The organism is Dehalococcoidia bacterium, assembly GCA_030648205.1.
Lineage (GTDB): Bacteria > Chloroflexota > Dehalococcoidia > JAUSIH01 > JAUSIH01 > JAUSIH01.
In genome coordinates, this window is record JAUSIH010000006.1 from 43,154 (window position 1) to 64,411 (window position 21,258).

Annotated in this window: 11 protein-coding genes; 2 read left to right on the plus strand and 9 right to left on the minus strand. The window is 68.1% G+C overall.

The features are described from left to right. Positions 1-31: 31 nt before the first annotated feature. The 7 genes from Q7T26_00880 to Q7T26_00910 form a co-directional block, all read right to left on the minus strand. Positions 32-1,780 (minus strand): ABC transporter substrate-binding protein, encoded by a 1,749-nt coding sequence (locus Q7T26_00880; protein ID MDO8530713.1) that lies wholly within the window; start codon positions 1,778-1,780, stop codon positions 32-34. 155 nt (positions 1,781-1,935) lie between these two features. Beyond that, positions 1,936-3,357 (minus strand): M20/M25/M40 family metallo-hydrolase, encoded by a 1,422-nt coding sequence (locus Q7T26_00885; GenBank protein ID MDO8530714.1) that lies wholly within the window; start codon positions 3,355-3,357, stop codon positions 1,936-1,938. Further along, entirely contained in the window at positions 3,357-4,124 is a 768-nt protein-coding gene (locus Q7T26_00890; protein ID MDO8530715.1) for an ABC transporter ATP-binding protein, read from the minus strand. Before Q7T26_00890 ends, Q7T26_00885 begins: the two co-directional genes overlap by 1 nt. Then, positions 4,121-5,041 carry an ABC transporter ATP-binding protein gene (locus tag Q7T26_00895; protein MDO8530716.1) on the minus strand — a complete coding sequence of 307 codons (921 nt, stop codon included), beginning with the start codon at positions 5,039-5,041 and terminating at the stop codon, positions 4,121-4,123. The genes Q7T26_00890 and Q7T26_00895 overlap by 4 nt, the downstream gene beginning before the upstream one ends. 4 nt (positions 5,042-5,045) lie before the next feature. Then, positions 5,046-8,402 (minus strand): ABC transporter permease, encoded by a 3,357-nt coding sequence (locus Q7T26_00900; GenBank protein ID MDO8530717.1) that lies wholly within the window; start codon positions 8,400-8,402, stop codon positions 5,046-5,048. Further along, positions 8,403-11,720, minus strand: coding sequence for an FtsX-like permease family protein (locus tag Q7T26_00905; GenBank protein ID MDO8530718.1), 3,318 nt, complete (start codon positions 11,718-11,720; stop codon positions 8,403-8,405). It lies immediately after the preceding gene. Between the two features lie 212 nt (positions 11,721-11,932). After that, positions 11,933-13,558: an HD domain-containing phosphohydrolase gene (locus Q7T26_00910; GenBank protein MDO8530719.1), complete on the minus strand. Its 1,626-nt coding sequence runs from the start codon at positions 13,556-13,558 to the stop codon at positions 11,933-11,935. 313 nt (positions 13,559-13,871) lie between these two features. On the opposite strand from Q7T26_00910, the gene Q7T26_00915 reads away from it, so the two are divergent. Next, positions 13,872-16,316 carry a VIT domain-containing protein gene (locus Q7T26_00915; protein ID MDO8530720.1) on the plus strand — a complete coding sequence of 815 codons (2,445 nt, stop codon included), beginning with the start codon at positions 13,872-13,874 and terminating at the stop codon, positions 16,314-16,316. Positions 16,317-16,424: 108 nt separating this feature from the next. On the opposite strand, the gene Q7T26_00920 is transcribed toward Q7T26_00915, so the two are convergent. Next, positions 16,425-17,729 carry an MFS transporter gene (locus Q7T26_00920; GenBank protein MDO8530721.1) on the minus strand — a complete coding sequence of 435 codons (1,305 nt, stop codon included), beginning with the start codon at positions 17,727-17,729 and terminating at the stop codon, positions 16,425-16,427. A 73-nt stretch (positions 17,730-17,802) separates the two neighbouring features. Continuing rightward, positions 17,803-19,314 carry a leucyl aminopeptidase gene (locus tag Q7T26_00925; GenBank protein ID MDO8530722.1) on the minus strand — a complete coding sequence of 504 codons (1,512 nt, stop codon included), beginning with the start codon at positions 19,312-19,314 and terminating at the stop codon, positions 17,803-17,805. Between the two features lie 460 nt (positions 19,315-19,774). On the opposite strand from Q7T26_00925, the gene queG reads away from it, so the two are divergent. Then, the gene (gene queG / locus Q7T26_00930) at positions 19,775-20,992 is read left to right on the plus strand and encodes a tRNA epoxyqueuosine(34) reductase QueG (protein ID MDO8530723.1); all 1,218 of its coding nucleotides are present in this window, start codon (positions 19,775-19,777) and stop codon (positions 20,990-20,992) included. The last annotated feature ends 266 nt before the right edge of the window (positions 20,993-21,258 follow it).

Consider the following 21,258-nt stretch of genomic DNA (forward strand, 5'->3'; position numbering starts at 1 on the left):
TCCCAGATATCTAACGGCGCTCTCCGCGCGCCTACGGGGCTATCCAGACCTTCTCGTACCAGAAATTGTCGCGCAGAATGCCAGGGTGTGTCCAGCCTCTGATCTCAGGGAGCGTGGCGTGATGGTACATGCCGTTGTACGTGGGGATGGCGGGCGCCAGCTCCCACAGGCGGAGCTGCAACTGGTCAACGAGCTTCTTGCGCTCCACCGGGTCAACGGTGAGGCCTTGCTTGTTGTACAGATCGTCCACCTGGGCGTCGCTGAGGCCGGGCCGGTTGTCCAGCGCGCCCGTGGTCCACATGGCGAGGAGGGCGTCCGGGTCGTAGAACACGTCCGCGCCGGGGCCTTCGCCCAGGGTGAATCGGCCCTCACGCAACGCGGGCACCCACTCCACAGGGTAGCGGGATATCTTGGCGTTCACCGTGATGCCTATCTTGGCAAGCTGCTTGGTCTCCACAGCCAGGCGGAACTCGTAGCCCGGCGTATCCGGCAGAAGCCATTCAACCTTGAACCCGTCCGGGTAACCCGCCTGGGCCAGGAGTTTCTTGGCGTCGGCGGCGTCCGCTGCTGTCGGGCCCTTGTACGCGGGAAGAGTGTTGAGCTTGTCCTCCGGCAGTGACCAGGTCAACCCCGCGGGCCCGGTGAAGTCTCCTTTGAAACCGGCGCCTTCATGAGCAACGTCAATGATTTCCTGCTGTCCGATGACCTTGGCCGCGGCCTGGCGGACGCGGACGTCCTTGAATGGGCCGGCGCGCGTGTTGAGCCACAGGAACTGGACGGTGGTGGTCCCGTAGCGCGATATCCTGACTCCGGGAGTCCGCTGGGTCAGCAGGTCAGCCTCTGACTTGCTGAGGCCGCGCGTGCCGAAGCCTGTGAAGTTGACCCGGCCCGTGCGGATGGCGGCGAACTGCGTCGTCGCTTCTCGGATGGTCAGCCAGCGTATGCCATCCAGGTAGGGTAGCTTGGGGTCTCTGTTCTTGTCGTTCCGGACGAACTCGGCTTTAACATCGGGTTCTCGGACGCTGAACTTGAAGGGGCCGCTGCCAATCGGCCTCTTCTCCAGCGCCTTCTGGTCCTTGGAGACGATGTGCGCCGGGACGATGGACGTTGTGGGTTGGGCCAGGAACGTGAGCATCCATGCCGCCGGACGCTTGGTGGTGATGACGACAGTCGTGGCGTCCGGAGTTTCCACCTTCTCGATTGCGGAGGCTACCTGCTTAAAGGGGCTGATGATGCCGCCCGGCGCGTCGCGCATCCGTTCAAGGGTCGCCTTCACGTCCGCGGACGTCAGCGGCTGGCCGTCGTGGAAGGTGTAGCCGCTTTTCAGATAGAACGTCCACTTCTGGGCGCTCTTGTCCACCTCCCACCGCTCGGCCAGTTGGCCTATCATGACGCGTTCCTTGGGGAGCTGCTCCGGGTCAATCGTGACCAGTCTATGGAAGGCGCCGGTCAGGAACTGGCTTGGGAAGATGCTGGTCTCCTGGTTGGGGTCCAGCGTGCGCTCCGTACTCGCCCCATACGCGATCAGCCAGCCGCCGCGTTTGGGCTCGTCCGATGCGGCTGCTGGAGCAGGGGTCGCCTGCGCCGGACGGGGCGTAGCGGGGACCGGCGTGGGGCGCAACTGTTGCGAGGAGACTGTGGGTTGCGCCGCGGGCTGGGGCGCTGCGGTGGGCGCCGCCTGGGGTGCGGAAGGGGGAGGCGGCGCGGAAACGGGGGCGCAGGCCGACAGCGCCAAGGCAAGAACCGTGGCCGCGGAGGACAGAGGCCGGACTATGTTCATGGCAAGACTCCTGTCAATGCTAACGTGGCCCAGAGTTTGTGATTCGTCGTGGCGTGTCGGAAAAGTAGCGATAGTATATGGCGGATATTGGCTATTGTCAAGGAAACGACGGGGTGACGGCCCACGGACGGGCGGCGCGCGGTGGTCCTCTCACGCTAGCGTAATTGAGGGCCCGTCGCCAATTCCTGCACCGCGGCCACGGCCAGCAGAGCGGCATCCCGCAGCAAGGCCCTCTCGACGAACTCAATGCGGTCGTTGGACGTGTGGATGCGGCTCAGGTCGCTGCTGGAAATGTGCACCGCGGGGATGTCCGCCTGCATGAAGCTGAGGTGGTCGCTGCCGCCCGTGGGGCGGGACTCGCTGCGCAGGGTGATCCCCATGCGGTCGGCCACGCGCTGCATCAGCTCCGTCAGCGCTGTGCTTCCGTACATCTGGAGCGGCGCGCCCGTGCCCAGCGCGTCCAGGTTCAGCACTCCGACGATGCGCTTCCTCTCGGCCTCCGGAAGCGCCCGGACGTACGCGCGGCTGCCCACCAGCCCCGCTTCCTCCGCGCCGAACCCCATGAACCGCAACGTGACCGGCAACTGTCGCTGGGCGAAGTATCGGGCGACGGCCAGCATCACGGCAGTACCGGAGCCGTTATCGTTGGCGCCAGGGGAGGCGGCCACCGTGTCATAGTGGCCGCCAATGATGATGACCCTGTCGCCGCCCGGCTTTTCGCCAATGACGTTCTGGCTGGGAGACTCGACCACCTGCACGGTGACGGTCACCGTCACACCGCCCCTGTCCAGAAGCTCCAGAAGACGCGCGCCGTCCTCGCGGGATACGGCGACGGCGGGAATGGCGCTGCGGGACTGCATGCTCCCCTGGAACGGTCCCGGCGCGTTGTTATAGATCATGGCCGCCGCCGCACCCGCCTTCGCGGCGTTCGCTACCTTGTCCTGGAAGGTGAGCGCGCCGCGCTCCATCAGGGCCACCTTGCCCGTGATGTTCGATGGGAAGTCGTCGGGCCGGCCCAGTCCGGCTTGCACCAGCGGCGTGGTGACAGCGCCGTGGCCTGACAGGATGATAGGGCTGGCGCGGTAGGAGGCCGGGTCAGGCGCGTCCTGAACGACCTGCCTGGACGCCTCCGAGTAGTCCTGCACTGGAAACGGGGGTATTTCCACTTGGTAGCCCAGGGAACGCAGTTCGGCGGCTATGTAGTCGGCGGCGCGTTTCTCCCTCTCGGTGCCGGATGTCCGGGGGCCCAGCTCAACGCTCAGATGTCGCACGTAGTCGTAAGCCCACTGGCCGAGCGTCTCGCCAGTCGCGGCGTCGGCTTGGGAGAGAGGCGCGGAAACCGTAGTCGGCGGCGCCACTGGTTGCGCGGTGGAGGCTGGGGGTGTGGCGGGAAGGGCGTGCGCGGCGGATGGCGGAGGCGCGACGGTGGGTGTCCGCGCGGGTGGCGCCGTCTGCGCAGACGTGGGCGACGAAGGCGGAGGAGGTTGAGGGACCGCGCAGGCGGCCAGCGCCACGCTCAGCGCCAGGCCCAGCGCGGCGAAGGTCCGTGCCCGGAGGGGTGGCAGTAGCCAGGACATCAGCGCCTGCGGAATCCGGGCGCCGCTTGGGCCGCGGGTGCGTTTGGCGGAACTTCGGAGGCCGGGGGCAGCCGCCAGCCGTCGGTGAACGCGCCGTCCACCAGCTCGCGCACGGTGAACCCCGCATCCTTCACAAGCGGGTCATGGGTCGCCACGACCACTGCTGCGCCGTCGCGCAGGGCGATGTCCCGCAGCAGGGCGAACACGGCGGCGGCGTTGGTGGAGTCCAGCTCGCCGGTCGGCTCGTCGGCCAGGATGAGGCGAGGGCGGTTGGCGATGGCGCGAGCGATGGCGACGCGCTGCTGCTCGCCGCCGGACATCTCATAGGGCCGGTGCTTCATGCGATGGGCCAGGCCCACCAGCTCCAGGCACTCCTTCGCGCGCCCGTCGCGTTCCCTGGCGGGCCCCCCCGCGATGCGCAGCGCCAGCTCCACGTTCTCGTAGGCGGAGAGCAGCGGGATGAGGCCGAAGGACTGGAAGACGAAGCCGATGCTTGTGCGGCGCAGTTTCGTGAGATGCGCTTCGGGCAGTCTCCCCAGGTCTTGTTGTTGAAACAAGACCGTGCCCGACGTGGGCCTGTCCAGGCCGCCCAAGAGGTTCAGGAGGGTGGTCTTGCCCGAGCCGGAGCGGCCCATCAGCGCGAGCCGGTCGCCCGGATAGACGGCCACGTCCACCCCGCGGAGCGCGAGGACGCGCTGGCCTCCACTCTCGAAGGCGCGTTCCAGGCCCTGAGCAAGAAGAAGCGGCCCGCTATCTCCCGTGGTCATGGCCTTTCGCCGTCCTGACGTGGCTCCCAGCGCCGCACTTCAATACTGTCGCCTTTGAGACGGAGCTTCGCGCGCCCGCCCAGGCCAAGCTTCTCCACGTACTCGGCGGGAAGCTGGAGGCGGCCCGCCCGGTCCACCACCACGAACTCCTCCTCCCTGCCTGCCTGCTCCGCGGGGCGGAAGGTGAGCACGCGCATCGTTTCGGTGCTGGCGCGGCCGTCCCGCATGGCCACCACCCGGTCCACGTATTCGGCGATACGGGGGTAGTGGGTGACGATGACCACGGTGACGCCGAAGGACCTCCGCAGCTCGCTGTAAAGCCCGAAGATGTCAATGGCGGTGCGCTCGTCCAGCTCGCCCGTGGGCTCGTCCGCCAGCAGCAGGGGCGGGCGGTTGGCCAGGGCCACCGCGATGGCGACGCGCTGTTGCTCGCCGCCTGATAGCTCCGCCGGGCGCCGGCCAGTCTTGGGGCCGAGGCCCATTGCCTCCAGCAGCCCCCGCGCCCGCTCCAGCCGCTCCACCGGAGGCGTGCCCTGGATGGCCATGGGGAGCGCCACGTTTTCCACGGCGGACAGATAGGGCAAGAGGTTGCGCCCCACGTCCTGCCAGACGAAGCCCACGTCCTCCCGGCGATAGCGGACCAGATCGGCTTCCGTTACGGAGAGCAGGTCGCGCCCGTTGACGGAGACCTGGCCCGCGGACGGCTTGTCCAGGCCCGCGAGGATGTTGAGGAGGCTGGTCTTGCCGGAGCCTGACGGGCCAACAAGGGCTACGACCTCGCCCCGCTGGACGGCCAGGTCCATGCCGCGCAAGGCCACCACTTCAATGTTGGCGCGCTTGTAAATCTTGAAGACGTCGTTGCACAGGATGAAGGCCCGGCCTTCCGCGCGCTTCTCCGCCACTGCCGGTTCTCCCATTGGCCTATCCCCCGGTCCAGCGGAGGGCGCGTCCCACGGCCTGTCGCATGAAGGCCGCGGAGGCCACGCCTACGGCTGTTCCTATGACCGCCCCGAGTATAACATAGGCGGCGCCCAGGGCCGCCCAGTCCACTTGAAGGACGAAGGGCGGCACCACCTGCTCGCCGCGCTCCGTCACCTCCATGAATCGCAGGAAGAAGCTGCCGAGGCCCGCGCCCAGCGCTGTGCCGAGCGCCACGCCCAGCAGGCCCACCAGGCCGTGGTCCACCCAGACCATGGCGCGGACCTGCCCGGGGCTGAAGCCCAGGGCGCGCAGCACGCCGAAGAGGGTGCTCCGACGCTCCGCCGTGGCCGCCGCGTAGATGACGAAGCCCGTGGCGCCGATGAGCAGCACCGCCGCGAAGGCGATGACCAGCATGCCTGCCCATCCCGCGACAATGAGCGGGTCCGCTCTGTACGAGGTCACGAGCTTCTCTCTCTCTCTGATGTCGCTGAACTCCGCCTTGCCGCTCTGGCGCAGCGCCTGAAGAGATGCCCGGACGCGGGCCGGGTCTGATGCGCGCACCCATAACTCGTCGGGCTGGGCCTCCCCGCTCGTGGTCTTCATGTTCATCCGCTCCACCAGCGGCGCGAGTCCCGCCACCAGGAAGCCGTCCTCTCCCGGGTACATGGTGGGGAAGAGGAGCGTCCGCCCGACGATGCGCGCGCGGATGGGAGCGTCGCGGATCGCCAGGACAGGCTCGTCGCCGACGCGGAAGCCTGTGCTGCGCAGGAAGGTGTCGCTGGCGACCACCGGCAGAGGGGCCTCGTCCCCGCCGAGGTAGATGCCGCGGGCGTATATGGGGCTGCCCGGCCCCCACGTCAGCAGGGCGGCGGCCCGCCCTTCGCGGACGACGGACTCGGCGCCGGTGAGGGTGTCCTTCTGCGGGACGCTCGGGTTCTCCAGCGTCCGCCAGGGTGAGACATCCTCAAATCTCTCCACCACAAGCTCCTGCCCGTCGCCCGTTGTGACGCGCAGGTCGTCCAGGAACAGGGCGCCCGGCTCGGCCAGCCCTGGCTCCCGCAGCGCTGCGATGTAGATAGCCTGAAGCGACAGGGGCTGCACGGGCGTCAGTGGCGGACGGCGTGCATCCTCTCTCTGGCGGGGAGTCATGTCCGTATCCAGGAAGCGCCAATCGCGGAAGCCCAAGCTGCCCAGCGGGAAGCTGAAGATGTGGCCGTTGGCGTCGGACAGGCGGACGAATAGCGAGAGGTCGGCTCGCGCCACGGCGGGCCGCACCCACAGCCCCAGGCGTCGCGCGTCCTGCGGGAGCGAACGCCCCTGCACGGTGGGCGCAGCCGCCAGTGGGGCAAGGGTCTCTTGCAGGGAGGAGGGCGAGAAGTCAGTCCGGAAGTACGCCGCGCTCGCAAAGCTCTGCGGGTCCACGCCGAGGATGTTGAACGACGCGCCCAGTCCACCCGACAGGACGGCGCCCCGCTCGCGCAGGGCGGGGGAGGTGGCCTCCGCGCCATCCAGACGTTCCATGTCGGCCATAATCGGCTGCGACGGGCCGCTGGAGGGGCCACGCAGGCCGACGACGCGGAGGTCGGCGCCGGCCTCGTACGCGGCACGGTCGCGGTACGAGCGCTCCAGCGTTGCGCCGAAGGACGCGGCGAACACCAGCATGGCGGCGGCCAGGGCCAGCAGCGCCAGAGGCCCCGCGGCCAGAAGCGGCTCGCGGGCCATGTGGCGCAGGGCCAGGAGCAGTGCGGGCGACTGCAGGCGCTGGGCGAGGGACGCCAGGGCGCTGAGCAGCACCGGCAGGAGTCGAAGGGCCAGCGCCAGCGCCGCCGCCAGGGCGAGGGCGGGCGCCAGAAGCAGCAGCGCGTCGGCCACGGGGCCCTGGCCGAACAGGCGGCGGGCCAGGAAGGAGCCGCGCTGCGAGAGGTCCAGCCACAGCACCAGCGCGACGGCGGCCAGCAGCAGGTCCAGGGATATGTGATGGATGAACCGGCCGCCCGGCCTGGTCTGGGCGGCGCGCAGGGAGGGCGCGGTGCGACGCGCGGCGCTGATGCCAGGGATGAGCACGACCATGAACACCAGGGCTGCGCCCACCTCGGCCACTGTCAGTACCTGGGACGACATGGCGACGGGCAGCGGCTGTCCTCCCGTCTGCTCCGCCAGGGGGCCGGCCATGCCCAGCACCGACACAAGGGCCAGCGCCAGGGGCGGCCCCAGCAGTCCGGCGGGCAGGACGATAATCGCGGCCTGCGCGGCCAGCAGCGCCATGAGCTGCCCGATGCCCGCGCCGCGCGAGCGGAGCAGGGCCATCTCGGCGGACTGGCGCTCCAGGAAGACGGACGCCGCCAGAATCAGGTAGAACATGGCTGCGCCCACGACGAGCGCCGCGAACAGGGCAAGCGGCACGCGCGCGAACTCCCGCTTGGTGGAATAGTCGGTCAGGGCGCGGTCCAGCGACGTAACCACCCGCGAGCGGCGCACCCGCACGGACAACTCCGTGTTCAGGGTCTCCAGGCCGTCGCGGATGCGCGGGGCGCTGGCCGGGCGCACCTGCGCCCTGTCCACGGGCAGGAACCACCAGTAGTCGGCGGTCATGTCCGGATAGCTCGGCCCCAGTGTGTCAAAGAACGTGTCCTGCGGCGTCAGCAGCGCCAGGTGCGGGTAGCTTGCCTGGGGCTGGAGCGCCGCGCTCGCCGCGGCGCTTGTCCAGAACGGGTCCGTGGGCGACTGCCGCTCGGCGATGCCCGTGATGCGGACGCGCAGCGGCGGCTCGTTCGATCCCCAGGTGGGCAGCAGCGTCACCTCGGACCCTGCGTCCAGGCCGAAACGCCCCGCTGCATCCTGGAACGCCAGGGCTTGCACCTCCCCTTCAACGGAAGGGCTCGGCTCACCGCGGCGGGCTGGGGCGCGGACGACCTCCGGCGCCGCGCCGCGGATGACCCTGATGTAGCGCGTCGGCTCGGCTATGTACGCGACAGTGGCGCGTGGCCTCTGGTCCGGGGGCGCGGAGGCGTCGGGCTGGGACACGTAGAAGGTAGCGGAGATTCCAGAGCGGACGGCGCCTGAATAGAACCACGGGACGTCCCGGCGAAGGGCGCTTTCCACCAGGCGGCTGGTCTGATTGAAGGCGTCGCGCTGGGGCGGGAAGTAGTAGGCGCTGACCTGGATGTGAAGGTCCTCCGGCTTGCGCTGGGCCAGGGTATGCTGCAGTCCCACCTGGTCCACCGCGTCCGGGTAGAGGACGGCCCCGGCCATAGCCGTGATCACGACGAGGCAGCCCATGAGGATGGCCAGGGCCAGAGGCCACTGGGCGCGCATGCGCCTGGCGAGGAAGCCCAGCACAAAGCTTACGGTGGACATCTACTCACCCGCCCGGAGCACCCGGTGGAGCCGCGCGCGTATCAGAGCGCGCACCACGGACGCCGTTGCCCCGGCCACCAGTAACGCCGCTGCCGCCGCCACTATGCCCACCTGTACCCAGTCCACCGTGGGGATGAAAGGCGGCAGGATGCGCGCGCCGCGCTCGGTGACATCCAGGTAGGTCACCACCAGCGCGCTGGTCAGGTGTCCCAGGCCGATGCCCAGGGCTAGCCCCAGCGTCACCATAATGCTGCTCTCCACGGCGGCGGTTGCGGCCACCTGTCCTCGGGAGAAGCCGGAGGCCCGCAGGATGGCGTACTCCGTCATGCGGCGCTGGGTGTACACCAGGGCGTACAGCGCAAAGCTCAGCAGCGCCAGCGCGGCCATCGCCTCGTAAGCGATGATCAGGAATGCGCGCCAGCCCGCCGCGGCCAGGGGATCGTTCCGCAGCACGGTGTAGGAGCTGGTGGCGGACGAAATGGTAAAGCCCGGCGGCAGATTGGCGCTCATGCGGCGGTCCGCTTCCTGGGCGTCGGCGCCGGGGCGCAGCGCCAGCCAGGCCTCGTTGGGCGGCAGAGGCTCGGCGCCCGGGACGGCCCGCAGGTAGGCCGCCAGCTTCTCCCTGTCGGCGATGATGAAGCGCTCGCGGGCTGGGTCGAGCGTGGGGAAGTAGTCCAGCGTTCCGCGCACTGTTACGGGCGCCAGTTGTCCGCCAATGCTCACCAGGCCCTCCTCGCCGCCGCGGTAGGTGGAAGCGCGCAGGAAGGAGCGGCTGGCCAGGACGGGGATTGGCAGGTCCATGTCCTCGACGAAAATGCCGCGCGGCGTGCTGCTGATGGACGTCGTCCAGGCGAAGGCGATGGCCGCCTTGTCAAGGCGGGCGTCCTCCGTGGCCCGCACCTGGTCCTGGATGAAGTTTCCGATGGGCAGCGTTCTCCAGCCGACCGGGTTCTCGAAGCTGTCCAGTACCTCGGAGGGCATGTCAGATGCCTGCTGCACATGCAGTTCGTCGAAGACGACCCGGCCTGTTGGGCCAATGGCGCTGAAGCGGCCACCCGCCATGTAGAGGGCGTTGATGGATACGGGGTAGCGCGGGAACGGCGGCCCGCGCGACACCAGGTCGGCTTCCAGGAACCGCCAGTCGTCAAAGTCCAACTGGCCCAGGAAGTACGTGTAGTAGTCCCCGCCCGCGTCCCGCAGCCGCAGCGACAGGCCCAGGCCGTTGTAGGCGCGGTCCGGTCGCACCCACACGCCGATGCGCTGGGGCTCGCCGGGCAGCGTCTTGGGCGTCTGCCGCCCGAATGGCGCTCGGATAAGCCACATCTGGTCGGAGAGGGGACTCGCGGAGAAGTCCGGGCGCGTCCACGCTACCTGCTGAATCTTGTCCGGCTCCACCGCCAGCAGCGTGTAGTCGGGGGCGCTCTGGCCCGGGCCTACGCGGCCCGTCTCCCTCAGAACGAGGCTGGACGCCTGGACGGACGGCATTTGCGGCAGGGCCTGCGCAAGGGCGTCGGCCTGGCCCGCGGAGGCGGTCACGCGGAGGTCGGCGCCGGCCGCGTAAGCCGCGCGTTCTTTGTAGGAGCGCTCCAGCGTGGCGCCGAAGGATGCGGCGAAGACGGCCAGCGCGGTGACCAGGGCCAGCAGAGCGAGAGGCCCCGCGGCCAGCAGCGGCTCGCGGGCCATGTGGCGCAGGGCCAGAAGCAGAGCGGGCGACGGCAAACGCTGGGCGAGGGACGCCATGACGCCAAGCAGCAGCGGCAGCAGGCGCAGGGCCAGGAGGAGGCCGGCGGCGAGGGCGACGACGGGGGTAAGGAGCAGCACGCCGTCGGCGAGCGGGCCCTGGCCGAAGAGGCGCTGGGCGAGGAAGGAGCCGCGCTGGGACAGGTCCAGCCACATCACCAGCGCCACGGCGGCCAGCAGCAGGTCTATGTAGGCGCGGTGCACGGGTGAGCGAGTCTCGGGCCGGGCGGCGGCCTGGCGCTGGTCCACGACGGTGCGCCGCGCGGCGATGACGGCGGGCGCCAGCAGGGCCGCCCATGCGATGGCCGCTCCCGCCGCCGCCCACACGTACATTTCGGGCGCGAAGGGCAGGGAGAGCCACCGTCCGTCCGTGCGCGCCGCCAGCGGGCTGAACCGGCCCAGCGGCGCGACGAGCAGGTATGCGTACGCCGGCCCCAGCAGGGCGGAGGGTATGGCGACGAACGCTCCCTGGAGCGCAAAGATTCCCACCAGTTGCCCGGTGCTCGCGCCGCGGGCGCGCAGGACCGCTTGGTCGGGCGCCTGGCGCTGGAGCAGGAAGGACGCGGTCATCGTCAGGTAATAGACGACCGCTCCCAGCATCAGCAGGGCGAAAATGACGAGCGGGACGCGCGCGAAAACCAGCTTGCGCTCGTAGTCATCCAGGAGCCGATTGAGGCCGGTGAACACCAGGGTGCGCGGGAGCGCGCGATTCAGGTCTCCCTCCAGGTCCGTGATGGACTGCCGGATGCGGGAGGCGTCCGACGCCTTGATTCTGGACGGCTCGACGGTGGCGATCCACCAGTAGTTGACCAGCAGCACCGGGAAGCGGTCGTTCAGCACGGAGAAGAACTGGTCCTCTGGCACGTAGAGCGCGAACGTCCGCGATTGTCCGCCCGAGTCTCGAGTGGCGACGAAGTACTCCTGGTGCCCCAGCCAGAAGTCCTCCTTCATATCGCGCGGCTGGATGATGCCCGCTATCCGCACCCGGACGCTCGGCAGGGGGTCCGTGACGAAGGGGTGGAAGGTGACCACATCGCCCGCGCGGAGGCGCATGTCGCCGGCCGCCCACACGCCCAGCAGCGCCTCCAGGTCCGCGCCGGGCGCGGGCGGGTTCGCCGGTGGTCGCCCTTCCAGAAGCAGGATGTGGCGCTGCATGTCCGTCAGGAAGAAAAAAAAGGCGCGGGGGCTGCGCTCGCCCGGGCCGGTCTCGCGCCCCTGGGGGTCGCGCTGCGCCATGACGAAGTTGGGGGTATAGGCCGCGCGTCGCTCCTCCCGCTGGAACGCGCCGATACGCGACCGAATGGCCTGGCGCACCTGGGCCAACGCCTTCTCGTAGTCGCGGCGGGCGATGGGCCGGCTGTAGGAGACGGCCTCGAAGTCCAGGAAGGTGGCGCCGCGCTCGTCAATGGCGTACGCCAGGCCCAGGTCGCTGATGGCCCGCAGGTAAAGCGGGATGGCGGCCAGGACGGTGGCGGCCAGCAGCATGCCCAGGGCGACGCCCACGACCAGCCGGGCATGGGCGCGGCTCTGTCGAAAGGCCAGGTAGGCCAGAGAGGGCAGGCGCGGCGTTTTCACCACGGTGGGTTTCCCTCTCGCCCGTCCGGTCCGGGCGGCGGGCGCTGCCACTTAACGAAGCAAAGCGAACGAAAGACGACGGAGAGTGCGGTCTAGTGTATCGGCGGTGACAGGCGGGTGTCAACGCGTGCGCGCGCGGAGTGGGGAGTGGGTGGCTATGGCGGCCCATGCCAGAAAGCCTGCGCGGACCGAAAGGACAAGGGCGAAGGAGAGGACTATGCGCCGAAGGAGTCAATCAGGGCCTTGACGACCGCCGGGTCCCACTGGCTTCCCGCGCCCTCATGCAGAATAGCCAGGGCCTCTTGATGGGAGTAGCAGCGCCGGTAGGGACGGTCGTGCGTCAGCGCTTCATACGCCTCCGTGACGGCGATGATACGAGCGCCCAGTGGAATTTGCTCTCCGCGCAGTCCGTCTGGATAGCCCGTTCCATCCCAGCGCTCGTGGTGGTGCGCGATGAGCGGCAGGACATCTGACGGGGCTGGGTTGCGTAGCAGGTGCAGGCAAGCGAGGAACCGAAGGCTAAGTTGGGGGTGCTTCTGCATCTGGACGCACTCCTCGGCGGTGAGAGGCCCGGTCTTGGAGATAATTCCGTCGGGAATAGCAAGGAGGCCGGCGTCCCTTGAATTCACCGCGAGCGCCAGCGCATTCCTGTGGACTTCGGAAAGGAAGAGGTCTCCGGCGAGACGGTCTGCGAGGGTTTGTATCCGTTTCGTGCTGCCTGCCAGGAAGGGAAAACGGGCCTCCACGCGATCGTGGCCGTATTCTAGCGCCCAGTTGGCGAGAGAAGCATCCACTTGCTCCTCGGTCTCCCTGTTCGCGCGGCTCAGGGCCTCGGCCTGCCGCGCCTCTCGCGTGGCCGTCTCCAGAAGCCCCGCGTGTTCTATTGCGGATGCTATTTCGCTTCCCACCATTTCCAGGAAACTCATGTCTTCGCTGGCGAATGGATGCGGACGAGCGCTGAGCAGCGTCACGACCCCCAGCAATTCAGCGCTTGCCGTTACAAGAGGGATACTGAGGCGGGAAATGGCGCGCACGCCCGTCGCCAGGGGTGTGTTCTGGAGCGGCTTGACCTGACCGGTATGCGTGTCAACGTTTTCTATACTGTAAGGCTCCCTGGTGGCCGCGACGTGCCCGACCAACCCTTCGCCCAGCGCAATAGTCCGGATGCGCGCCAGTGCTTCCGGAGATACGCCGTAGAAGTGCATGAGCAGAAGTGTCTGTGTCTCCGGCGAAAACCGGTAGATGAACCCGCCGTCCATTCCGAGAGCCTTTGCGGTGCTCTCCAGGGCGGCGCGCATGGCGTCCGACACCTCTGTGTTTGACGCGATAGCCTGCGTGATCGTTCTCAGGGCTTCCAGGCGCTGCGCCCGAGCCTCCGCCGTTTTGCGCTGGGCATCTAACTGCGTATTGAGGCGGGTCGTTTCGTCAAGCAGCCGATGCGTCTCCAGAAAACGCGAGCGCTGGTGTGCAACAGCCCAACTCATCAGGAACCCCACGAATAGGATCGCTATCGCATGAATGAGATGTTCGACTCCCATATCTGTGTACAAATACTCCATCAGATGTAGGAGTGCAAGGGTGAGGCCTGGAATCGCCGCCGCCTTCCAGCCAAGATATGCCGCAGCCAGCGCAATAGGCAATGCGGCCGCCAGCATGGATGCGGCAGCCCAGGCCTCGTCTGCCACAGGGGCAAAGCCAAGCATATGCGCCAGTTGCAGCGCCACCACCGCCAGGAAAGCGCCGCCCACTGCGGCCATCCGCGCGGTACGACCTGGCTCCGCGGACGTGAAAACACGTGCGGTCAGCCTGTCAAGCGTGTCCAGAACCCCAGTCTCACCCATAGTCAGCCTCCTGCGTCTGTCCGGCGGCGCTTCACGGTCGCTCTGTCGTGACCAGTTCGGTCGCCGCACGGCGCGGCGCACAACAAACGGGGACGCCACGCGCCGCGCGGCGTCCCCTCCCTCAATCAGAGCGCCTAAAGATGAACAGAAATGAATGCGTCCGATTGCAGCAGTACCATTTTACCCCCCCCCCTCGTTTATTGTCAACTTGCTATGTGTCGCTCAGTCGCCCGCGGCTTCGGGAACAAAACCCGCGCCGTCGGCGTCTTCATAGTGACGGCCGGAACACGGGACGTCATTACTGGAGGACGCCATGAACACGATAGCGCGTTTGCTGCTCATTCTCCTCGTTGGACTGGGGACGCTGGCGGGTCCCGCTGGTCCCGCCTTCGCGCAGGGCTTTGAGCCGCCCGTGGGCGTGACGCCCGTGCGTCCGCTTCCGCCGCAGCCGCCCATGCCGCCGATACGCATGCCGGTCATCCTGCCGACGCCGGAGGTCAAGTACCAGCGCGTCGAGGTAAGTATTGACGGCCAGGTCGCCACAACCCGAATTGACCAGCTCTTCGTCAACACCGGCTCCTTTCCCGTGGAGGGGGTCTATCTCTTCCCCCTGCCGGAGGACGCCGCCATCTCCTCGTTCGACATGTACGTGGACGGCCAGCGCTGGCAGGGCGAGCTATTGCCCAAGGAGAAGGCGCGCCAGATATACGAGAGCATCGTCCGACAGCAGCGCGACCCCGCTCTGCTTGAGTACGTGGGCCGCAGTGCGTTCCAGGCGCGCATCTTCCCCATACCGCCGAAGGGGGAGCGCCGCATCCAGCTTGAGTACGCCCAGGTGCTGCCCGCCGACGCGGGCGTGGCGCACTACGTGTACCCGCTGAAGTCGCCGCGCATTCTACCTCGGGAGGTCATGGAGCCGGGGCCCTGTCTGGGCTGCGCTCCGCAGGCTTTCCCCCTGCCACCCGCGCCGCTCATCAGGGAACTGACAATCCATGCGACCCTGAAGGCCGCGCAGCCCATCAAGGCTATCTACTCGCCCAGCCACGAGGTCGCGGTGACGCGGGCGTCCGAGCGGCAGGCGGACGTGAGCTACGAGGCGTCGAACGCGCGCCCGGACAGGGACTTCGACCTGTACTACAGCTTTGCGCCGGGAGATATTGGCCTGAGCCTGCTGACCTACCGCGAGAAGGGACAGGACGGCTTCTTCCTGCTGCTCATCGCGCCGCCGGTGGATGCGCCCGCGAAGGCGGTGGACAAGGACGTCGTCTTCGTCCTGGACATATCGGGAAGCATGCAGGGCCAGAAGATGGAGCAGGCCAGGGCGGCCCTGGAGTACGTGCTCGACAGGCTCAACCCCGGCGACCGCTTCAACATCGTCGTTTTCAACTCGGCGGTGAGCACGTATGCGGACGCCCTGCGGCCCGCAAGCGAGCGGTCACAGGCTGTCCCCTTTGTCCGCGGGCTGCAGGCGGCGGGCGGCACCAACATCCACGACGCGCTGCAGGCGGCCCTGGGCATGGCCCCGCAAGGCGGGGGGCGTCCGCACGTGGTCATCTTCCTGACGGACGGTCTGCCGACCGTGGGCGTCACCCAGCCGAACGCCATCATTGACGGCGTCGCTCAGGCCAGCAAGAAGGACGTGCGCCTGTTCACCTTCGGAGTCGGCGATGACGTGAACGCCTTCCTGCTGGACACTATTGCGCAGCGCAACCGGGGCGTCAGCGATTACATCCGTCCCGGCCAGGATATTCAAGAGAAGCTGGCCCGCTTTTACGAGAAGACCAGCACGCCCGTCCTCACCGATCTGAAGCTGGATACGGGCGTCGTCAAGGTGGAGGACGTGTACCCCCAGCCTCTGCCGGACCTGTATGCAGGAAATCAGCTTGTCGTCGTGGGGCGCTACCGCAGCGAGGTCGCGGCGGCCATCGCGCTCAAGGGTCTGGTCAACGGTCAGGAGAAGACGTACACGTACGCCGGTCAGAGCTTCCCCTCGGAGAGCGCCTCCGCGGCGTTCCTGCCGCGCCTGTGGGCCACGCGCAAGGTCGGCTATCTGCTCAATCAGATACGCCTGAACGGGCAGAGCAAGGAGCTTGTGGACGAGGTGGTCGCCCTGGCGACGCGCTACGCCATTGCGACGCCCTTCACGTCGTTCCTTGTGCGGGAGAAGGACGCCGGCGTGACGCCGCCAGGTACTCCGCGACCGTTGCCCGCGCAGGGCGCGCCCGCGCCAGCGCCATCGCTTGCACCCCAGTCAGGCGCAGCGGCGGTGCAGGCCAGTCAGGCTATCGAGGGGCTCCGACGGGCGCAGGTGGCGGGTGACGCCTCCGCTCAGGATCAGCGGGTGGCGGGCGCCAGGGTCTTCCTGCTGCGGGACGGCGTGTGGATGGACACAAGCTATCGGCAGGGGACGCCGCTGACCGACGTGCCGTTCGGGAGCGAGGGCTACTTCCGGCTGCTCGATCGCTATCCGGAGGCCGCGCACTACCTGTCGGTGGGAGACAGAGTGATCGTGATGTTGGGCGGCGCGGCCTATCGGGTGACGGCGGAGGTCTCCTCTCAGCCCACCGGGGCGGCGACGCCCACCGCAACGCCTACGGCTACGTTCACGCCCGCGCCCACGCGGACGCCGAGTCCGACTCCAACGGTCGCGCCGACGCCCCGCATACCGGCTGGTCCGCCGCCCGCCAGTGCAGCGCCCGGGTTGCTGGAGGTGGCTGTGCGCTGGATTGCAGACATCTTCCACAGCCTCTTCGGCTAACAGCCGGAAGGCGATGTCTATAGCCCGCGGCGCAGGGGAAGCTTTTGTCGGCCCCCGCCTGCGTCGCGGGCGCCCCCTATCTGAGCAAGTCGGGGACGACTGCTGCCTTTAGCGCGCCGTCTGCGCCTCTGCGAGCGGTGCGGGAGGCACAGGCAGAGGGGGAGTCGGCGGTTTCGCCAGCGCGAACAGGATGAGGCCGATGACGCAGAGGACGTCGAAGACGATGAAGGCGGGGTTGTAACTGCCCAGGGTGTCGAACGCCCACGCCGCCGCCAGCGGGCCGCCCGCCGTCGCGATGACCTGCGCGATGTTCCCCCAGCCGGTGATGGTCCCCGCGATGCGCCGTCCGAAGTAGTCGGGCCACACCTGAGCGCGCAGGGGCATGCTGCCCCCGACGACAAAGCCCAGCAGGAAAGTGACAGGGTACAGGGTCGTGGGCGTCAGCGCGAAGACCAGGAGAGCTATACCCGCGGCGTATGTGGCTGCGAAAAGGGTCAGACATCGTTGAATACGCCAGCGTTCAGCCAGCACGGCCCACACCGGCTTGGCGATAAGCGCGCCCACGCCGTAGATGCTCACCGCGGCCACGGCGGCGCTGACGGAGAACCCCCGGTCGTTGTAGAAAGCGACCATGTGAATGTAAATCGTCGCGGCGGGTATCTGCGTCGCGACGATGCCGCCGAGCACCAGCCAGAAGGCCCGTGTGTGGACAGCCTGCCGCGGCGTCCATCCGGGGTCGTCGGCCCTGTCGTGTTCGGGCGCCGCGTCGGGGGCCTCGGGCGGCAGGTTGTCGGGGCGTAGCCCTATGTCCTCGGGGCGGCGCCGGACGAAGAACCACGCGGAAGGAATGATCAGCACCCATGTCAGGAGACCCAGGAAAACGAACCCGCCGCGCCAGCCAAAGCTGGTGATGATGAACAGGATTGTGGGTGGGAGCGTGATGCCCGACATTGTTGCGCCCGCTACCGCCACGGCGTAGGCGCGGCCCCGCTTGCGGACAAACCAGTTGGCTATGGCTGCTGAAGGCGCCACGATGTTCAGGGTGGGCCGGGCCAGGGCAATCCCCAGCCCCAGGATCAGGTAGAACGTCCAGATGCTGGTGACCAGGGACGTGGCTATCAGCAGGGCGCCGTAGAGAGCGCCCCCCGCGACCATGAAGAGCCGTGCGCCGTAGCGGTCCACCAGAGGCCCTATCAGGACCGCGCCGCCAACGGCCAGGATGCCGCCGATGGTGATGACGCCGACCGACATGGACCGGGTCCATCCCATGTCTTCTGACATTGGCTTGAGGATAACGCTAAAGGCCCATCCGGTTGTGCCAAGCTCGATGAAGAAGCCGCAGAAGGCGGCGGCCACCACAAGCCAGCCAGGGTAGATGTGGCGCAACCGCTGGGCGAGAGACGGGGAGGTCATGCGCGTTCGCCGGTCGGCTCAGTTCCCACGAGAGCGCAGTATAGCACAGGCGTGGGAACCATCCTGCGCTGGACTACCCGCCGGACGCCATCTCCATAACGAAACGGGCCAGAGTTCTTGTCATAACGCCCGTTGCCCCTTTGACGTACGCGCCGGAGTCCTTCTCCGCGTAGCGCGACCCCGCGATGTCCAGGTGCACCCAGGGGGTGTCTTCAGCGAACTCCGACAGGAACATTGCGGCGGTGATGGAGCCGGCGAAGCGCCCTCCTGAGTTCTTCATGTCCGCCACATCGCTCTTGTTCTGCTCTCGGTACTCCTCGTACATGGGCAGTTGCCAGATGCGCTCGCCCTCCTGTGCTCCCGCGCGGACAAGGCGGTCGAGGAGCGCCTGGTCGTTGGTGAAGCCGCCGGAGCAGACGCTGCCGAAGGTCATGCGGATAGCGCCGGTCAGGGTCGCAACGTCCACCATAGGCGACAGTCCCAGCTTGCGGCCATAGGACAGCGCGTCGGCCAGGATGAGCCGTCCCTCCGCGTCAGTGTTGTCCACCTCAATGGTCTTGCCGTTCATGGCGCGAACCACGTCGCCGGGCCTCTGGGCGTTGCCGCCGGGCATGTTCTCAGCAGTGGGGATGAGGGCCGTCACGTTGACGCGCGGCGCAAGCTGGGCGACGGCGCGCATGGCGGCGATGACCGCCGCGGCGCCCGACATGTCGCCTTTCATGTTGCTCATGCCCTCGGCGGGCTTGAGCGAGATGCCGCCGGAGTCGAAGGTAATGCCCTTGCCCACGAGTCCCAGCGCCTTCGAGCGATTGGCCGGGTCGCCCCAGTACCGCAGCACGACGAACTTGGGCGGCTGGCGGGACCCCCGCGCGACGCCCAGGAGGGCGCCCATGCCCATCTTCTCCATCCACTCACGGTCATAGACGGCGCACTCCAGGCCGTGGTCGGCGGCCACGCGCACGGCGGTCTCGGCCAGGGTGGTGGGTGTCAGGACGTTGGCGGGCTCGTTGATAAGGTCGCGCGTCAGGTTGACGGCTTCCGCCAGCACGCGCCCCTGCTGGACGCCGCGCTCCAGCGCGGGGAGCTTGTCGGCGTCGCGCTCCACCAGCAGAAGCTCCTGGAGCGTGTTGCACGGCTCCTCGGGGTGCGACTTGTGGCGGGTGAATGTGTAGAGGCCCATGACCGTGCCCTCCGCGACGGCCCGCGCCGCCGCCTCCGGCTCCAGTCCGCCGATGCCCGCGCCGTGGACGATGGTGGCGGCGCTCTTGGCGCCGAGCCGACGCAGGTAGCGGCAGACCTCGCCGGACAGGTCGCGCACCGCGTCGAGGGTGAACTTCTCGCGCTTGCCCAGGCCCAGAACGAGCACGCGCGCCGGCTTGATCTTGCCGAAGGTGTGGATGAGAGTCACCTGGCCGCGCTTGCCGGTGACCTCGCCCTCCGCGATGAGCTGGCTGATGACGCCGCCGAGCGCCTTGTCCACCGCGCCGGTGGCCCCGCCGGGCTGCTTGACGCCCTCGAACAGGTTGACGACGAGCGTGTGCGTCTGAAGCGCGAGGATGTCCTGGCGGACGACCTTAATTTCCATAGCGGCTCACCTCAATGCATCTTGCGTATGGTCTGAGGGACTATCATACCGCCTTGCGCATGGCGCAGGAAGTGGACACGGTGCCTCTCTCCTCTCGAGGCGCGACGCGTCCCGTGGCCGATGATGGCATGTCGTACGGCGTTTGGCACCCTGCTTTAGCGGCGCTATCCCGTCCTGAGGGCGCAGAGGACCGCATCCTCCACAGGAGAGGGATGGAATGGACATGAGAATCCCTCCTTTTCACGCTCTCTGTCACGACGGAACGTGATGAATGTAGCGTCGCCCGCGCCGCAAGGAGTGCAGGGGCGCAGCCCCGCCGGAGGGGACGGGAGGTGTCCTCCCGTAGTCATCCCTGACTTCTCCCCCTCTGCAGGAGAGGGGGACCAAGGGGGTGAGGCGCGTGTATCTACCCTGCGCGCGCTTCCCGCGTTTGGCTATACTGGGTCAAAGGGAGTTCGTCATGCGTGACCCGCTGACCGCCCGCGTCAAGGCCCTTGCCCGTGAGGTCGGCTTCGACCTGGCGGGCGTGACCACTGCCGAGCCGTTCGAGCGCGAGGAAGCGGCGATGGTCGCGCGTGTCCGGGCGGGCATGATGGACGACCTGCCGTGGTTCACCGAGGCCCGCGCCCGGCTGGCCTGCCGCCCTCGGGAGCTTCTGCCGGACGCCCGCTCCGTCATCGCCGTGGCCGCTGGCTACTACACCGGCGAGTCTCCCGCGGCGGATGGCGTCGCTCCTTCCAGGGAAGGACGCGGCAAAGTCGCCCGCTACGCATGGGGCCGGGACTACCATGCCGTGCTGCGCAAAAGGCTCAAGGCTTTCGTCGAGCGATTGCCGGAGGTCGCGGGCTGGCCCGTGCGCACGCGCCTCTTCGTGGACACCAGCCCCCTCGCGGAGCGGGCCGTGGCCGCGCGGGCGGGAATCGGCTGGTATGGCAAGAACACCAACGTTCTGACGCGCGAGATGGGGTCGTGGGTGTTCCTGGCGTCGGTCATCACCGACCTGGAACTGGAGCCGGACAGGCCGCTCCGCAAAAGCTGCGGGCGCTGCGCCGCCTGCATCCCCGCCTGTCCCACGGGCGCGCTCACGCCCTACGCCCTGGACAACCGGCGCTGCATTTCCTACCTGACCATCGAGTGCCGAGGGCCTATCCCGCGCGCGCTGCGGCCTCTCGTCGGCACGTGGGTGTTCGGGTGCGACATCTGCCAGGAGGTCTGCCCGGTGAACAAGCGGGCACAGGACTCGCTCGTTCTTCAGCGGGATCGGGGCGAGCGGGAGAGGACAGGCGAGCCGCTCGTCGTGAGCTTGTCAAACGACGCGGCGCCCCCTTCCGCGGAAGGGCTGCCGGAGCTTCTGCTGCTGCTGGCGCTGACCGAGGAGGAGTTCGCGGCGCGGTTCCGGGGGACGGCGGTCACGCGGGCGAAGCGTCGCGGCCTGGCGCGCAACGTCTGCGTGGCGCTGGGGAACATCGGCGACCCTGCGGCGACACCCGCCCTTGCCCGCGCTCTGCGGCGGGACGAGGAGCCGCTGGTGCGGGGGCACGCCGCCTGGGCGCTGGGGCGCATCGGCGGGCCTGAGGCGGAGGAGGCGCTGCGTCTGGCCCTGGCGAGCGAGGCGGACGCGAGCGTGCGGGAAGAGATAGAAGCGGCGCTGGGGAGCCTGGCTGCCTCATCGCCCTGACTCCCTTCTCCCAAGCCAGGAAAAGGTGGAAGCAAGGCTGGCAGCGTCTCACGTGTTATTCCGAGCATGCCTCCTGTCATTCCGAGCGCAGCGAGGAATCTACATCTGTCCTCAACTAACGTAGACCCTTCACTTTGTTCAGGATGACACAACACATCTGTCATTCCGAGTCCTTCCAAAGAAGGACGAGGAATCTCCCCGCGGCGTGACCCCGGAGGAGTTCCCGCGTCCGTGCGCGGAAGGACAAGGGGTGATGAGGGACACGT

Bases quoted from the DNA above. Each gene is read 5' to 3' on its own strand.
- Q7T26_00915 (MDO8530720.1), top strand. From the start codon at position 13,872: ATGAACACGATAGCGCGTTTGCTGCTCATTCTCCTCGTTGGACTGGGG.
- Q7T26_00890 (MDO8530715.1), bottom strand. From the start codon at position 4,124: ATGACCACGGGAGATAGCGGGCCGCTTCTTCTTGCTCAGGGCCTGGAA.
- Q7T26_00920 (MDO8530721.1), bottom strand. From the start codon at position 17,729: ATGACCTCCCCGTCTCTCGCCCAGCGGTTGCGCCACATCTACCCTGGC.
- Q7T26_00925 (MDO8530722.1), bottom strand. From the start codon at position 19,314: ATGGAAATTAAGGTCGTCCGCCAGGACATCCTCGCGCTTCAGACGCAC.
- Q7T26_00895 (MDO8530716.1), bottom strand. From the start codon at position 5,041: ATGGGAGAACCGGCAGTGGCGGAGAAGCGCGCGGAAGGCCGGGCCTTC.
- Q7T26_00885 (MDO8530714.1), bottom strand. From the start codon at position 3,357: ATGTCCTGGCTACTGCCACCCCTCCGGGCACGGACCTTCGCCGCGCTG.
- Q7T26_00910 (MDO8530719.1), bottom strand. From the start codon at position 13,558: ATGGGTGAGACTGGGGTTCTGGACACGCTTGACAGGCTGACCGCACGT.
- Q7T26_00900 (MDO8530717.1), bottom strand. From the start codon at position 8,402: ATGTCCACCGTAAGCTTTGTGCTGGGCTTCCTCGCCAGGCGCATGCGC.
- Q7T26_00880 (MDO8530713.1), bottom strand. From the start codon at position 1,780: ATGAACATAGTCCGGCCTCTGTCCTCCGCGGCCACGGTTCTTGCCTTG.
- queG (MDO8530723.1), top strand. From the start codon at position 19,775: ATGCGTGACCCGCTGACCGCCCGCGTCAAGGCCCTTGCCCGTGAGGTC.